Source organism: Lentzea atacamensis (assembly GCF_003269295.1).
Lineage (GTDB): Bacteria > Actinomycetota > Actinomycetes > Mycobacteriales > Pseudonocardiaceae > Lentzea > Lentzea atacamensis.
Window position 1 is genome coordinate 125,216 of record NZ_QLTT01000008.1, and the last position, 14,703, is coordinate 139,918.

Annotated in this window: 16 protein-coding genes; 13 read left to right on the plus strand and 3 right to left on the minus strand. The window is 69.3% G+C overall.

Annotation, left to right across the window (positions count from 1 at the left end):
• Window positions 1-215 precede the first annotated feature (215 nt).
• The 12 genes from pyrR to metK all read left to right on the plus strand — a co-directional run bounded on the left by pyrR (window position 216) and on the right by metK (window position 12,903).
• Window positions 216-788: a bifunctional pyr operon transcriptional regulator/uracil phosphoribosyltransferase PyrR gene (gene pyrR / locus C8D87_RS31695; RefSeq protein ID WP_109640352.1), complete on the plus strand. Its 573-nt coding sequence runs from the start codon at window positions 216-218 to the stop codon at window positions 786-788.
• Window positions 785-1,717, plus strand: a complete 933-nt coding sequence (locus tag C8D87_RS31700) for an aspartate carbamoyltransferase catalytic subunit (RefSeq protein WP_109640351.1) — start codon at window positions 785-787, stop codon at window positions 1,715-1,717. Before pyrR ends, C8D87_RS31700 begins: the two co-directional genes overlap by 4 nt.
• Window positions 1,714-2,994, plus strand: a complete 1,281-nt coding sequence (locus C8D87_RS31705) for a dihydroorotase (RefSeq protein ID WP_112229437.1) — start codon at window positions 1,714-1,716, stop codon at window positions 2,992-2,994. Before C8D87_RS31700 ends, C8D87_RS31705 begins: the two co-directional genes overlap by 4 nt.
• A complete protein-coding gene (locus C8D87_RS31710; protein ID WP_112229438.1) occupies window positions 2,991-3,479 on the plus strand; it encodes a PH-like domain-containing protein in 489 nt (162 codons plus the stop codon). Before C8D87_RS31705 ends, C8D87_RS31710 begins: the two co-directional genes overlap by 4 nt.
• Window positions 3,446-4,588 (plus strand): glutamine-hydrolyzing carbamoyl-phosphate synthase small subunit, encoded by a 1,143-nt coding sequence (gene carA, locus C8D87_RS31715; RefSeq protein ID WP_109640348.1) that lies wholly within the window; start codon window positions 3,446-3,448, stop codon window positions 4,586-4,588. Before C8D87_RS31710 ends, carA begins: the two co-directional genes overlap by 34 nt.
• Entirely contained in the window at window positions 4,588-7,890 is a 3,303-nt protein-coding gene (gene carB / locus C8D87_RS31720) for a carbamoyl-phosphate synthase large subunit (RefSeq protein ID WP_112229439.1), read from the plus strand. Before carA ends, carB begins: the two co-directional genes overlap by 1 nt.
• Window positions 7,887-8,699, plus strand: coding sequence for an orotidine-5'-phosphate decarboxylase (gene pyrF / locus C8D87_RS31725; RefSeq protein WP_112229440.1), 813 nt, complete (start codon window positions 7,887-7,889; stop codon window positions 8,697-8,699). The genes carB and pyrF overlap by 4 nt, the downstream gene beginning before the upstream one ends.
• Before the next feature lie 296 nt (window positions 8,700-8,995).
• Window positions 8,996-9,313 (plus strand): integration host factor, actinobacterial type, encoded by a 318-nt coding sequence (gene mihF / locus C8D87_RS31730; protein ID WP_030471603.1) that lies wholly within the window; start codon window positions 8,996-8,998, stop codon window positions 9,311-9,313.
• Window positions 9,310-9,906 carry a guanylate kinase gene (gene gmk, locus C8D87_RS31735; protein WP_109640345.1) on the plus strand — a complete coding sequence of 199 codons (597 nt, stop codon included), beginning with the start codon at window positions 9,310-9,312 and terminating at the stop codon, window positions 9,904-9,906. Before mihF ends, gmk begins: the two co-directional genes overlap by 4 nt.
• Window positions 9,907-9,908: 2 nt before the next feature.
• Entirely contained in the window at window positions 9,909-10,187 is a 279-nt protein-coding gene (gene rpoZ, locus C8D87_RS31740; RefSeq protein WP_045313812.1) for a DNA-directed RNA polymerase subunit omega, read from the plus strand.
• Window positions 10,188-10,453: 266 nt separating this feature from the next.
• A complete protein-coding gene (gene coaBC, locus C8D87_RS31745; RefSeq protein ID WP_215732561.1) occupies window positions 10,454-11,662 on the plus strand; it encodes a bifunctional phosphopantothenoylcysteine decarboxylase/phosphopantothenate--cysteine ligase CoaBC in 1,209 nt (402 codons plus the stop codon).
• A gap of 38 nt (window positions 11,663-11,700) precedes the next feature.
• Entirely contained in the window at window positions 11,701-12,903 is a 1,203-nt protein-coding gene (metK, locus tag C8D87_RS31750; protein WP_170166654.1) for a methionine adenosyltransferase, read from the plus strand.
• A gap of 249 nt (window positions 12,904-13,152) precedes the next feature.
• Here metK and C8D87_RS31755 read toward each other — a convergent pair whose 3' ends face one another.
• A complete protein-coding gene (locus C8D87_RS31755) occupies window positions 13,153-13,341 on the minus strand; it encodes a hypothetical protein (protein WP_112229442.1) in 189 nt (62 codons plus the stop codon).
• A 15-nt stretch (window positions 13,342-13,356) separates the two neighbouring features.
• A complete protein-coding gene (locus C8D87_RS45355) occupies window positions 13,357-13,743 on the minus strand; it encodes a hypothetical protein (RefSeq protein WP_146771927.1) in 387 nt (128 codons plus the stop codon).
• Between the two features lie 52 nt (window positions 13,744-13,795).
• On the opposite strand from C8D87_RS45355, the gene C8D87_RS31765 reads away from it, so the two are divergent.
• On the plus strand, window positions 13,796-14,104 hold the full coding sequence (locus C8D87_RS31765) for a hypothetical protein (RefSeq protein WP_233440091.1): 309 nt from the start codon (window positions 13,796-13,798) through the stop codon (window positions 14,102-14,104).
• Here the strand turns inward: C8D87_RS31765 and C8D87_RS31770 are convergent.
• Window positions 14,094-14,576 carry a calcium-binding protein gene (locus C8D87_RS31770; RefSeq protein WP_112229444.1) on the minus strand — a complete coding sequence of 161 codons (483 nt, stop codon included), beginning with the start codon at window positions 14,574-14,576 and terminating at the stop codon, window positions 14,094-14,096. The two genes, C8D87_RS31765 and C8D87_RS31770, sit on opposite strands and share 11 nt — an antisense overlap.
• Between the last annotated feature and the right edge of the window lie 127 nt (window positions 14,577-14,703).

Consider the following 14,703-nt stretch of genomic DNA (forward strand, 5'->3'; position numbering starts at 1 on the left):
TGCTGCGGGGAGGCTTAGATCAATACGCAGAGTAATGATTACTCGCCGTGGTCGACAGGTCAAGCTGATCTCAGGACGAGACGCGCCTCACGCGTGCGACACCACTCGGATGGTTGACCGTCCGTAGGTGATACGGTGCAGGTCAGCCCGGCTATAACCGGGTGTCCGACGTCCTTTAAGGACCCGTCCAGTGAGGCGGGGAAGGAGGTCCAGCCGTGGCGTCACGTCAACGTGGCGCGACGGATCCGGCCGGGGATCGCGAGATCCTGTCGGCTGGTGATGTCGCGCGCACTGTCGCCCGAATGGCCCATCAGATCATCGAGAAGACCGCTCTCGATGCACCGAGCGCACCCGACGTCGTCTTGATGGGTATTCCCAGCCGGGGAGCCCCCCTCGCACGCCGTCTGGCCGCTAAGATCGCCGAATTTTCCGGCAGGCAGGTGCTCGAAGGCACTCTGGACATCACGCTCTACCGCGACGACCTGCGCAGAGGCCCGACCAGGCCGCTGGAGACGACGAAGCTGCCCGAGGGTGGCATCGACGACAAGCTCGTCGTGCTCGTGGACGACGTCCTGTTCTCCGGCCGCACCATCCGCGCCGCGCTCGACGCGCTGCGGGACCACGGTCGTCCCCGCGCGGTGCAGCTCGCCGTGCTGGTCGACCGCGGGCACCGCGAACTGCCGATCCGCGCGGACTACGTCGGCAAGAACCTGCCCACGTCGAAGACCGAGGACGTCGTCGTCATGCTGGACGAGTTCGACGGCCGCGACGGAGTGGTGCTGAAGTGAAGCACCTGCTCTCCACCGACGGTCTCGACCGCGACCAGGCCATCGCGATCCTCGACACCGCCGACCGTCTCAAGCAGGCGCTGCTCGGCCGCGAGGTCCGCAAGCTGCCGACGCTGCGCGGCCGCACGGTGATCACGATGTTCTACGAGAACAGCACGCGCACCCGCGTGAGCTTCGAGATCGCCGGCAAGTGGATGTCCGCGGACGTGATCAACGTCAGCAGCTCCGGGTCCAGCGTCAGCAAGGGCGAGTCGCTCAGGGACACCGCGCTGACCCTGCAGGCCGCCGGCGCGGACTGCGTGATCGTGCGGCACCCGGCGTCCGGCGCCGCCCACCGGCTCGCGGGCTGGCTCAAGCACACCAGCACGTCCGTGGTGAACGCGGGCGACGGCATGCACGAGCACCCCACGCAGGCGCTGCTCGACGCCGCCACGTTGCGCGACCGGCTGGGCAGCCTCGACGGCCGCCGCGTCGCGATCGTCGGCGACGTCCTGCACAGCCGGGTCGCGCGGTCGAACGTGCACCTGCTCACCACGCTCGGTGCCGAGGTCACGCTCGTCGCGCCGCCCACGCTCCTGCCGACCGGCGTGGAGAAGTGGCCGGTCACGGTCTCGCACGAGATCGACGCCGAGCTCGCGTCGCAGGACGCCGTGATGATGCTCAGGGTCCAGGCCGAGCGGATGCACGGCGGGTTCTTCCCGAGCTCGCGCGAGTACTCGATCGCCTACGGCCTCAACGAGCGCCGCCTGAAGCTGCTGCCAGAGCACGCCGTCGTGCTGCACCCCGGCCCGATGCTGCGCGGCATGGAGATCGCCTCTGTCGTCGCCGACAGCCCGCAGGCCGCCATCACCGAGCAGGTCCGCAACGGTGTCCACGTGCGCATGGCCGTGCTGTACCACCTGCTTGCCCACGAGGAGGAAAACGCGTGAAGCCCTTGCTGATCAAGGGAGTTAGGCCCTATGGCGAGGGGGAACCGCAAGACATCTTGATCCGTGACGGCGTGATCGCCGAGGGCACGGACGAGAACGCGGAGGTCATCGAAGGCAACGGAGCGGTCCTGCTGCCCGGATTCGTCGACCTGCACACCCATCTGCGCGAGCCCGGACGCGAGGACACCGAGACCATCGAGACGGGCTCCAAAGCGGCCGCTCTCGGTGGCTACACGGCGGTTTTCGCGATGGCCAACACCGACCCGGTCGCCGACAACGCGGTGATCGTCGAGCACGTCGCCCGCCGCGGCAAGGAGGTCGGCCTCGTCGACGTCCACCCGGTCGGCGCCGTCACCGTCGGCCTCAAGGGCGAGAAGCTCGCCGAGCTCGGCACGATGGCGAACTCTAAGGCCAACGTGAAGGTCTTCTCCGACGACGGCCTCTGCGTGCACGACCCGTTGATCATGCGCCGCGCTCTCGAGTACTCGAAGGCCCTGGGCGCCGTCATCGCCCAGCACGCCGAGGAGCCGCGCCTCACCATCGGCGCCCAGGCGCACGAGGGCGAGAACGCGTCCCGCCTCGGCCTGCAGGGCTGGCCCGCGGCCGCCGAGGAGTCCATCGTCGCCCGCGACTGCATCCTCGCGAAGCAGGTCGACGCGAAGCTGCACGTCTGCCACGTCAGCACCACCGGCACGGCCGACGTCCTCAGGTGGGCCAAGGCGCGCGGTACCAAGGTCTCCGCCGAGGTCACCCCGCACCACCTGATCCTGACCGACGACCGGCTGAGCACCTACGACCCGGTCAACAAGGTCAACCCGCCGCTGCGCACGCAGGCCGACGTCGACGCGCTGCGGCAGGCACTGGCCGACGGCACCATCGACTGCGTCGCCACGGACCACGCCCCGCACGCGATCCAGGACAAGGACTGCGAGTGGTCGGCGGCCAGGCCGGGCATGCTCGGACTGCAGACCGCGCTCGGCATCGTCGTCGAGACGATGGTGAAGACCGGACTGCTGGACTGGCGCGGCGTCGCACGGGTCATGAGCGAGAGGCCCGCCGAGATCGCCGGTCTCACCGACCAGGGCCGCCCGATCGCGGCCGGTGAGCCCGCGAACCTCGTACTGGTCGACCCGGACGCGACGTGGACCGTGAACGGCGCGGAGCTCGCGAGCGTCGCGGGCAACACCCCGTTCGAGGGCATGGAACTGCCCGGCGCGGTGACGGCGACCATCTTGCGTGGCCGGGTCACCGCTCTGGCGGGAAGGATTGCGGAATGACCCGCGTACTGCTCTCGCTGGCGGTTCTCCTGTTCTTCGCGCTGTGCGTGTACGGCATGTGGCACGGCTGGAAGCGGCGCCAGGCGAAGCAGGCCGGCCTGCCCGCGTTCCCGGCGCGACCGGAGACCCTGGGCGCGCCGAGGCTCTCGACCACGGGCGTCTACATCGGAACGACGAACGCGGGCAACTGGCAGGACCGCATCCAGGTCGGCGACATCGGCCACCGCGCGGAGGCCACGCTGAGCCTGGTGCCGGAAGGCATCGCGATCGACCGGACCGGCGCGTCGCCGATCTTCATCCCCGCAGAGGCCGTCCGGGACGCCCGCACCGACCGCGGGCTCGCCGGGAAGGTCATGTTCAGCGAAGAGGGACTGCTGGTGGTCCAGTGGGAGAACCAGGGCCACCTCTTCGACACCGGTTTCCGCGGTGACGACAAGGACGTTTACGAGGAATGGGTAGCAGCTCTAGTGGGAGGCAAGGCGTGACGAACGCGGCATTGGTGCTGGAAGACGGACGTGTCTTCCGCGGTGAGGCGTACGGAGCGACAGGCGTCTCGCTCGGCGAGGTCGTGTTCTCCACGGCCATGACCGGCTACCAGGAGACCCTGACCGACCCGTCCTACCACCGCCAGATCGTGGTGCAGACCGCGCCGCAGATCGGCAACACCGGCTGGAACGACGAGGACGACGAGTCGTCGAGGATCTGGGTCGCGGGCTACGTCGTCCGCGACCCCGCGCGAACCCCGTCGAACTGGCGGTCCAAGCGCGGCCTGGACGAGGAGCTCGCGAAGCAGGGCGTCGTCGGCATCGCGGGCATCGACACCCGCACGCTGACCCGCCACATCCGCGAGCAGGGTGCCATGCGGGCCGGTGTCTTCTCCGGCGGCGACCTCACCGACGACGCGTCGATGGTCGAGCAGGTCAAGACCAGCGCGCAGATGCTGGGCGCGAACCTCGCCGTCGACGTCACCACGGACAAGCCGTACGTGGTGGAGGCCATCGGCGAGAAGAAGTTCACCGTCGCGGCGCTCGACCTGGGCATCAAGTCGAACACCCCGCGGATGATGGCGGCGCGCGGCATCGAGGTGCACGTGCTGCCGCTGACGAGCACCTTCGAGGACATCCTCGCGGTCAGCCCGGACGGCCTGTTCCTGAGCAACGGTCCCGGTGACCCGGCCACCCAGGACCACGCGATCGCGCTCACCAAGGAGGCGCTGGGCCGCAAGCTGCCGTTGTTCGGCATCTGCTTCGGCAACCAGATCCTCGGCCGCGCGCTCGGCCGCGGGACGTACAAGATGCGCTACGGCCACCGCGGCATCAACATCCCGGTGATCGACGTGGCCACCGGAAAGGTCGCCATCACCTCGCAGAACCACGGGTTCGCGCTGGAGGGCACGCCGGGCGAGGAGTTCTCCTCCGAGTTCGGCCGCGCCGTGCTGTCCCACTACTGCCCCAACGACGGCACCGTCGAGGGCGTCCGGTTGCTCGACGCGCCGGCGTTCTCCGTGCAGTACCACCCCGAGGCCGCGGCAGGTCCCCACGACGCCGCGCCCCTGTTCGACGAGTTCGTGACGCTGATGAATGAGGCCCGCTGATGCCGAAGAGGACCGATCTCAAGCACATTCTCGTCATCGGCTCCGGCCCGATCGTCATCGGTCAGGCGTGCGAGTTCGACTACTCCGGCACCCAGGCGTGCCGGGTGCTGCGGGAGGAGGGCATCAGGGTCAGCCTGGTGAACTCCAACCCGGCGACGATCATGACCGACCCCGAGTTCGCCGACGCCACCTACATCGAGCCGATCACGGCCGAGTTCGTGGAGAAGGTCATCGCGCAGGAACGCCCGGACGCCGTCCTCGCGACCCTGGGTGGCCAGACCGCGCTGAACACCGCCATCGCGCTGCACGAGCGCGGTGTGCTGGAGAAGTACGACGTCGAGCTGATCGGTGCCGACATCGACGCGATCCAGCGCGGTGAGGACCGGCAGATGTTCAAGGACATCGTGCGCAAGATCGGCGCCGACGTCCCGCGTTCGGCCGTCTGCAAGTCGATGGACGAGGTCCGCGCGACGGTCGCCGAGCTTGGCCTGCCGGTCGTCATCCGCCCCTCGTTCACCATGGGCGGCCTGGGTTCGGGCATGGCGCACACTCCCGACGAGCTGGAGCGTCTGGCGTCGATCGGTCTCGAGGAATCTCCGGTCACCGAGGTGCTCATCGAGGAGAGCGTGCTCGGGTGGAAGGAGTACGAGCTCGAGCTCATGCGCGACCGCAACGACAACGTGGTCGTCATCTGCTCGATCGAGAACATCGACCCGATGGGCGTGCACACCGGTGACTCGGTGACGGTCGCGCCCGCGATGACGCTGACCGACCGCGAGTACCAGCACATGCGCGACGTCGGCATCAAGGTCATCCGCGAGGTCGGCGTCGACACCGGTGGCTGCAACATCCAGTTCGCGATCCACCCGCAGAACGGCCGCATGGTCGTCATCGAGATGAACCCGCGGGTGTCGCGCTCTTCGGCGCTGGCGTCCAAGGCAACCGGTTTCCCGATCGCCAAGATCGCCGCGAAGCTCGCCATCGGCTACACGCTCGACGAGATCACCAACGACATCACGGGGGAGACCCCGGCGTCGTTCGAGCCGACGCTCGACTACGTCGTGGTGAAGGCGCCGCGGTTCGCGTTCGAGAAGTTCCCCGGCGCGGATCCCACGCTGACGACCACGATGAAGTCGGTCGGCGAGGCCATGTCGATCGGCCGGAACTTCGTTGAGGCGCTGGGTAAGGCGCTGCGTTCGCTGGAAACGAAATCGGTCGGTTTCTGGACTCGGCCGGACCCGGAGGGCGTTACGCTCGAATCGGTCCTGGCACAGTTGGAACGCGGTCACGATGGCCGCCTGTACACGGTCGAGCGTGCTCTCCGCCTCGGTGCGTCCATCGAGGACGTCCACCGCGCGTCGGGGATCGACCCGTGGTTCATCGAGCAGATCGCCTGGCTCGGCACGTTGCGCACGGAGCTGCTGGACGCTCCCGTGCTGGACGAGCCGTTGCTGCGCAAGGCGAAGCGAGCTGGTCTGTCCGACCGGCAGATCTCCGTGCTGCGGCCGGAGCTCGCCGGTGAGGACGGCGTGCGCACGCTGCGGCACCGTCTGGGCGTGCGGCCGGTCTACAAGACGGTCGACACGTGCGCGGCGGAGTTCAAGTCCGAGACGCCGTACCACTACTCCGCGTACGAGCTGGACCCGAACGCCGAGTCCGAGGTGGCCGAGCAGCGGGAGAAGCCGAAGGTGCTGATCCTGGGCTCCGGGCCGAACCGCATCGGGCAGGGCATCGAGTTCGACTACTCGTGCGTGCACGCGGCGATGGCGTTGCGGGAGGCCGGGTACGAGACCGTCATGGTCAACTGCAACCCGGAGACCGTGTCGACGGACTACGACACCTCCGACCGCCTGTACTTCGAGCCGCTGACGTTCGAGGACGTGCTGGAGGTCGTGCACTCGGAGCAGGCCTCCGGTGAGGTCGTGGGCGTGATCGTGCAGCTCGGCGGCCAGACGCCGCTGGGTCTGGCGCAGCGCCTGGCCGACGCCGGCGTGCCCGTCGTCGGCACGACGCCCGAGGCGATCCACCTCGCCGAGGACCGCGGCCAGTTCGGCAAGGTGCTGACCGAGGCCGGTCTGCCCGCGCCGAAGTTCGGCACGGCCACGTCGTTCGACGAGGCGAAGGAGATCGCGGACGAGATCGGCTACCCGGTCCTCGTGCGGCCCTCCTACGTGCTCGGCGGCCGCGGCATGGAGATCGTGTACGACGAGGAGTCGCTGTCGGGCTACATCGCCCGCGCGACCGAGGTGACGCCCGAGCACCCGGTGCTGGTCGACCGGTTCCTCGACGACGCCATCGAGATCGACGTCGACGCGCTGTGCGACGGCGACGAGGTGTTCATCGGCGGCGTGATGGAGCACATCGAAGAAGCCGGTGTGCACTCCGGCGACTCGTCGTGCGCGCTGCCGCCGATCACGCTCGGCGCGTCGGACATCGAGAACGTCCGCCGCTCGACCGAGGCCATCGCCCGCGGCATCGGCGTGAAGGGCCTGCTGAACGTCCAGTACGCGCTCAAGGACGACGTGCTGTACGTCCTGGAGGCAAACCCGCGTGCGTCGCGCACGGTGCCGTTCGTGTCCAAGGCGACGGCTGTCTCGATGGCCAAGGCCGCCTCTCGGGTCATGCTCGGCGCCACGATCGCGGAGCTGCGCGAGGAGGGCCTGCTGCCGGCCACTGGTGACGGTGCCCGGCTGCCGGAGCACGCGCCGGTCGCGGTCAAGGAGGCGGTCATGCAGTTCCACCGCTTCCGCACGCCGGAAGGCCACGGCGTCGACTCGCTGCTGGGGCCGGAGATGAAGTCCACCGGCGAGGTCATGGGCATCGACTCGTCGTTCGGCAAGGCGTTCGCGAAGTCGCAGACGGCCTCCTACGGCTCGCTGCCGACCTCGGGCAAGGTGTTCGTGTCGTTCGCGAACCGCGACAAGCGCGCGATGATCTTCCCGGTGAAGCGCCTGGCGGACCTGGGCTTCCAGATCCTCGCCACGTCCGGCACCGCGGAGGTGCTCAAGCGCAACGGGATCGCGTGCACCGAGGTGCGCAAGCACTTCGAGGGCGAGGGCAACGTCGTCGACATGATCCTGGCCGGCGAGATCGACATGATCTTCAACACGCCGTACGGCAACAGCGGCCCGCGCGTGGACGGCTACGAGATCCGCACCGCCGCCGTGGCGAAGGACATCCCGTGCGTCACCACCATCCAGGGCGCTGCCGCGGCCGTGCACGGCATCGAGGCGCTCATCCGCGGTGACATCGGGGTGCAGCCGCTGCAGGCGCTCCAGGCGGCGCTGAGGGAGGGCGTGTGACCTTCGGCGAAAAACTGGCGAAAGCCGTTGCGGCGCACGGACCCCTGTGCGTCGGCATCGACCCGCACCCGAGCCTGCTGGACGCCTGGGGCCTCTCGCGCACCGCGGAGGGCCTCGAACGGTTCGCTCTGACGGCCGTGGAGGCGTTCGGCGGCAAGGTGGCGATGGTGAAGCCCCAGGCGGCGTTCTTCGAGGCCTACGGGTCACGTGGCGTCGCCGTGCTCGAACGGGTGATCTCGGAGCTGCGCGACACGGGCACGCTGGTGCTCGTGGACGCCAAGCGCGGCGACATCGGCTCGACCATGGCCGCCTACGCCGAGGCGTACCTGGGCGACGGATCGCCGCTGGCAGGAGACGCGGTGACGCTGTCTCCGTTCCTCGGCTTCGGGTCGCTGCAGCCAGCACTGGACACGGCGCGGGCGACCGGCCGCGGGGTCTTCGTGCTCGCGCTGACGTCGAACCCGGAGGGTGCCGAGGTCCAGCGCGCGGTTGCTCCGGACGGGCGAACGGTGGCGCAGACGATCATCGATTTCGCCGCGGCTCGGAATTCCGGCATTTCCCCGTGCGGCGATGTTGGTCTCGTCGTGGGTGCCACGATCGGGGAAACGGATGTGGACCTCGCGGGGTTCAACGGACCGATCCTGGCCCCCGGTTTCGGTGCTCAGGGCGGCTCGGTGGCCGATCTAAAACGGCTCTTCGGCCCCGACATGCGCAACGTTTTGCCGACTTCTTCACGAGATGTTCTCAGGCATGGGCCGGACGTATCGTCGCTGGTCAGCGCCGTGCAGAGGGTTCAAGAGGGCCTCTGACGGGCGGGCGCGCCACAACTTTTGGGGTGTGGCGCGCTCACCTGGGGAAACATGTGTTGGTAGGGTCCAGCCCACCGGCTGCCCCGCTGGTCACCGGCTTCATAGCACACCTCTGGTGTGCGAAGAGTCGCCGGTGGCGGTGATCAGGCCGCTGGAGGGTGTTGGTACTACTACCACCCGCCGCTTCACTCATGGCCGCTGAAGATTTACCTGACTGGGTCACGTTGTCCCCAGGCAATTGCGGTCGGTACGGTCGCGGCACCGATCCGAAAAGAATCCACACCACGGAGGAAATCGTGGCTCTTCCCCAGCTTACCGAGGAGCAGCGAGCCGCAGCGCTGGAGAAGGCTGCTGCCGCTCGTCGCGCTCGGGCTGAGCTCAAGGAGCGCCTCAAGCGCGGCGGCACGACCCTGACGGACGTGCTCAAGGCCGCCGAGAGCGACGAGGTCCTGGGCAAGATGAAGGTGTCCGCGCTGCTCGAGGCCCTGCCGGGCGTCGGCAAGGTGCGCGCGCAGCAGATCATGGAGCGCCTCGAGATCGCTCCGAGCCGCCGCCTGCGCGGTCTGGGTGACCGCCAGCGCAAGGCCCTGCTCTCCGAGTTCAGCGGAGAGTGAGTGACACCGGGACGGGAGCGGGCTCTGCCCGCTCCCGTCTCACCGTCCTGTCCGGGCCGTCAGGCGTAGGCAAGTCGAGCGTCCTGGCGGAGCTGCGCAAGCAGCAACCCGATGTGTACTTCTCCGTCTCGGCGACCACCAGGAAGCCGAGGCCGGGCGAGGTCGACGGGGTGCACTACCACTTCGTCGACCGCGAGAAGTTCCAGCAGATGATCGACGCCGGCGAGTTCCTCGAACACGCCGAGTTCGCCGGCAACTGCTACGGAACTCCCCGAAAACCGGTCGAGGAAGCACTGGCCGCGGGCAAGCCCGCTCTGCTGGAGATCGAACTGCAGGGAGCGCGGCAGGTCCGGGAGGCCATGCCGGACGCCCAGCTGGTGATGCTGATGCCCCCGTCCTGGGAGCATCTGGTCGTCAGGCTGACCGGACGCGGCACCGAGGACCCGGCGATCGTCGAGCGCAGGCTCGCCATCGCGCGTGAGGAACTCGCGGCCGAAAAAGAGTTCGACGAGGTCGTCGTGAACGCCGACGTGAAGTCGGCGGCCGCCGACTTGCTATCCTTGATGGTCGGACCACGAATCTCAGGAGTTTGAGAGTGATCACCCACACCGAGCTCGGTCATCTGACCGGTTCTCCGGAGGGCATCACCAACCCGCCGATCGACGACCTGCTTGAGCAGGTGAGCTCGAAGTACGCGTTGGTGATCTACGCCGCGAAGCGTGCCCGCCAGATCAACGACTATTACGCGCAGCTCGGCGAGGGCCTGCTCGAGTACGTCGGCCCGCTCGTCGAGCCGGGCCCGCGTGAGAAGCCCCTCTCCATCGCTCTCCGGGAGATTCACGCTGGTCTCCTCGAGCACACCGAGGGCGAGTAAGCGTCTCGGGGAGAGGTCTGTCAGCAGAAGGCGCAGACCGAGCTCGACGCTTGGCGTCTTGTGGGGGCCGAGCCCCCACACCCCCAGCCGGGGGCTCCGCCCCCGGACCCCGTCCGGGCGCGCGTCTGGACTACCTGCTGGGGCAGTGCACCGGCAACCTGCGGGGGTCCTCCTCGTGGGGGCGTGGCCCTCATCGGTCGTTCCTCACAGGAGAACTGTTGACTTCCGCTTCGCATGACGTCGTTGATGCCCCCGTCAAACCCCGGATCGTTCTCGGGGTGGGCGGGGGCATCGCCGCGTACAAGGCCTGTGAGGTGCTGCGGCGGCTGACCGAGTCCGGTCACTCGGTGCGGGTCGTCCCCACCGAGGGGGCGCTGAAGTTCGTGGGAGCCGCCACGTTCGAGGCGCTGTCCGGCCAGGTCGTGACCGCTGACCCGTTCGACGACGTGCACGAGGTGCCGCACGTCAAGCTCGGGCAGAACGCCGACCTCGTGGTGGTCGCCCCCGCGACCGCGAACATCATCGCGAAGGCCGCGCACGGCCTTGCGGACGACCTGCTGACGAACACCCTGCTGACCGCGCGCTGCCCGGTCCTGCTGATCCCGGCGATGCACACCGAGATGTGGGAGCACCCGGCCACCCAGCACAACGTGGCGCTGCTGCGCAGCCGCGGTGTCGTCGTCGCCGAACCGGCGAGCGGCCGTCTCACCGGCAAGGACACCGGCAAGGGCCGCCTGCCGGACCCCGCCGAGATCGTCGAGCTGGCCCGGTTGCTGCTGGTGCGTCGTGACGCTCTGCAGCGGACACTGGAGGGCGTGCACGTCGCGATTTCGGCCGGCGGTACGCGCGAACCCCTCGACCCGGTGCGTTTCCTCGGCAACCGCTCGTCCGGCAAGCAGGGCTACGCGCTGGCGCGGGTCGCGGCTCAGCGCGGCGCCAGGGTGACGCTGGTCGCGGGCAACACCGCAGATCTCCCGACGCCCGCCGGGGTCGACCTGGTGCGGGTCGGCTCGGCGCTCGAGCTGCGCGACGCCATGCACAAGGTCGCGGCGGACGCGGACGTGGTCGTGATGGCCGCCGCGGTGGCCGACTTCCGGCCCGTCGCACTCGCCGGGCACAAGATCAAGAAGACGTCCGCCGACCCGGACCCGATCACGCTGACGAAGAACCCCGACATCCTCGCGGAGCTCGTTTCCGCACGTCGGGAGGGTCAGGTGATCGTCGGGTTCGCCGCGGAGACGGGTGACGAGACGACCTCGGTGCTCGACTACGGCCGGGCGAAGCTGCGCCGCAAGGGCTGCGACCTCCTGGTCGTCAACGCAGTCGGTGACGGCAAGGCCTTCGAGCAGGAGGACAACGCCGGCTGGCTGTTGTCCGCCGAGGGCGCCGAAATCCCTATACCACACGGTTCGAAAGTGCAACTGGCGTCCGTGGTGTGGGACGCAGTTACCGCCCGTTCCGCTGAACCTCAGTAAGCTTTTTACGACGTCACGACTGCGAACAAGGAGTGTCCGTGAGCCAGCACAGCAGCAGGCTGTTCACCAGTGAGTCGGTGACCGAGGGACACCCCGACAAGATCTGCGACGCGATCAGCGACTCGATCCTCGACGCGCTGCTGGCGAAGGACCCGCGCTCGCGTGTCGCGGTGGAGACGCTGGTCACCACGGGGCAGGTCCACGTCGCGGGTGAGGTCACCACGGAGGCCTACGCCGACATCCCCACGATCGTGCGCGAGAAGATCCTGGAGATCGGCTACGACTCGTCCGCGAAGGGCTTCGACGGTCACTCGTGCGGCGTGAACGTCGCCATCGGCGCACAGTCCCCGGACATCGCGCAGGGTGTCGATGTCGCGTTCGAGAACCGGGTCGAGGGCGCGGCGGACGAGATCGACAAGCAGGGTGCGGGCGACCAGGGCCTGATGTTCGGCTACGCGTGCACCGACACGCCCGAGCTCATGCCGTTGCCGATCGCGCTGGCTCACCGGCTCTCGCGCCGGCTGACCGCGGTCCGCAAGGACGGCACCGTTCCGTACCTGCGCCCGGACGGCAAGACCCAGGTCACCATCGAATACGCGGGCGACCAGCCGGTCCGCCTCGACACGGTGGTGATCTCCACCCAGCACGCCGACGGCATCGACCTGGAGAAGCTGCTCGGTGTCGACCTGCGCACGCACGTGGTCCAGCCGGAGATCGAGGAGCTGGGTCTGGACACGTCCGGTGTGCGGTTGCTGACCAACCCGACCGGCCGGTTCGTCATCGGTGGCCCGATGGGTGACGCGGGCCTGACCGGCCGCAAGATCATCGTCGACACCTACGGCGGCATGGCCCGCCACGGTGGCGGTGCGTTCTCCGGCAAGGACCCGTCGAAGGTCGACCGCTCCGCCGCCTACGCGATGCGCTGGGTCGCGAAGAACACCGTCGCGGCCGGCCTGGCCACCCGCGTCGAGGTGCAGGTCGCGTACGCGATCGGCAAGGCGGCGCCGGTGGGTCTGTTCGTCGAGACCTTCGGCACCGAGACGGTCGACCCGCAGAAGATCCAGCAGGCCATCACCGAGGTGTTCGACCTCCGTCCGGCCGCGATCATCCGCGACCTCGACCTGCTGCGCCCGATCTACGCCCCGACCGCCGCGTACGGCCACTTCGGCCGCACCGACGTCGACCTGCCCTGGGAGTCGACGGACCGTGCCGACGCCCTGCGCGCCGCCGCCGGCGCCTGATCGTCGTCAGCGAACGGCCCGCTTCCCTCGGGAGGCGGGCCGTTCCGCGTATTTCCGGCCCGGCGGTCTCCGCGGTGAGTGGGGGAGGACCACCTGCGCGGGGTGCCGCGGCCGTTGGACGTCGAGGTGCCGCGCCTGCGGCTCGTCGACCGGTTGCGGCAACGCTGGCGCCGCCCGGTCACGCTGGTCGTCGCCGGTGCCGGCTTCGGCAAGACCACGGCGCTGGCCCAGGCGGTCCGGGCGAACCTCCTAGATCCGCGCGGCGTCGACGTGTGGGTGACCTGCGGCCCCGGCCACGAGGACGCGAGCACGCTGGCCGCCGCGATCCTGGACGCCCTCGCCACCGCTCACGGTCCTGAGCCGGGCACGCGAGAGGTCATCGCGGCACTGCGTCAGCGAGGCCCGCTCGACGTGTGCCTGCTGCTCGACGACGTCCACGAGATCCCCGGCGGTTCACCGGGAGCCGAGCTCCTCGGTGCCGTCGCACGTGCGTTGCCTGACACCGCGCACCTGGTGCTGTCCGGCCGGTGCGTGAGCCTCCCGCTGGCCCGCAGGGAGGCGGCGGGCGAGGTGGCCACGATCGGGACGGACGACCTGGCCTTCACCGGCGCCGAGACGGCCGCGCTGGCCCGCCGGTTCGGCCGCGAGCTCACCGAGGACCTGCACGGCTGGCCCGCCCTCATCAGGCTGTCGCTCAGCGCCGGGCCCGCCGCGTTGTGGCGCTACGCCGCGGAAGAGGTGCTCAGCCGCGTGTCCGGCGAGGTGCGGACGGCGTTGACGGCGCTGGTCGCCCTCGGGTGCGCGACGGCGGACGAGGTCGTTCCAGGATCTCAGCGACACCGACCAGCTGGACCAGGCGGTCGCGCTGTGGCGCGGCGAGCCGCTGCCGGACCTGGCGGACGTGTGCGAGGCCGAGATCACCGAGGTGCGGGCCCGGTACGTGCACAACCTGCTGGCACTGGGCGAGCTCCGGCTCGTCACCGCGGATCCGGTGCAGGCGTGGCGGCTGGCCGACCGCGCGCTGAGGCTGGAACCGTTCGAGCCGCGCGGCCACCGGCTGGCGCTGGCCGCAGCGCTGCGCGCACGGAATCCACAAAGGACTGCGGAGACCCGTGCGCGCGTGCTGGACTCGTTGCGGCAGCTCGGGGTGCGCCCCGATCCCGCCACGGAGATCCTGCTGAGGCAGTCGGTCAGCAGCTGACCTGGACCTCCGTGGACGGCGTGCAGAAGTCGAAGCCGGCCTCACCGTCGCCGGCGTCGGCGTTCAGGTCGCCGGACAGCAGGTCCATCCCGTCGCCGCCACGCAGCCGGTCGTCGCCCGGTTCGCCGTGGGCGGTGTCGTCGTCGGGGCCGCCCTGAACCTTGTCGTCGCCCCAGCCGGCGCAGATCAGGTCGTTGCCGCTGCCGCCGTGGATGACGTCGTCGGCGCCGAGACCGAGGATGATGTCGTTGCCGTCCAGGCCCCAGATGTCGTCGGGCAGGGGGCTGCCCTGGATCACGTCCGGCAGCGGGGTGCCCTGGATGAAGCCGGAGCCGGTGATCGTGGGCACGGCGTTGTAGCAGGCCGCGACGCCCGGTCTGTTCTGGAACTCCGGCGGGACCTCGTCCGCTGTGGCGACACCCGCGGTGCACAGGCCGATGGCGAGTGTCGCGGCGGCGATTCGCAGTCTCATGGTTGTTTCCCCTCGTCCGTGTTTTGCCTACGGACAGAAGCGTCACAACCGGGCGTTGCCCGAACGCTAACCGGACCGTCGTGGGGCTCGGTGCCCCGCAACGCGTCGATCAGGTGCGTTGCGGGGA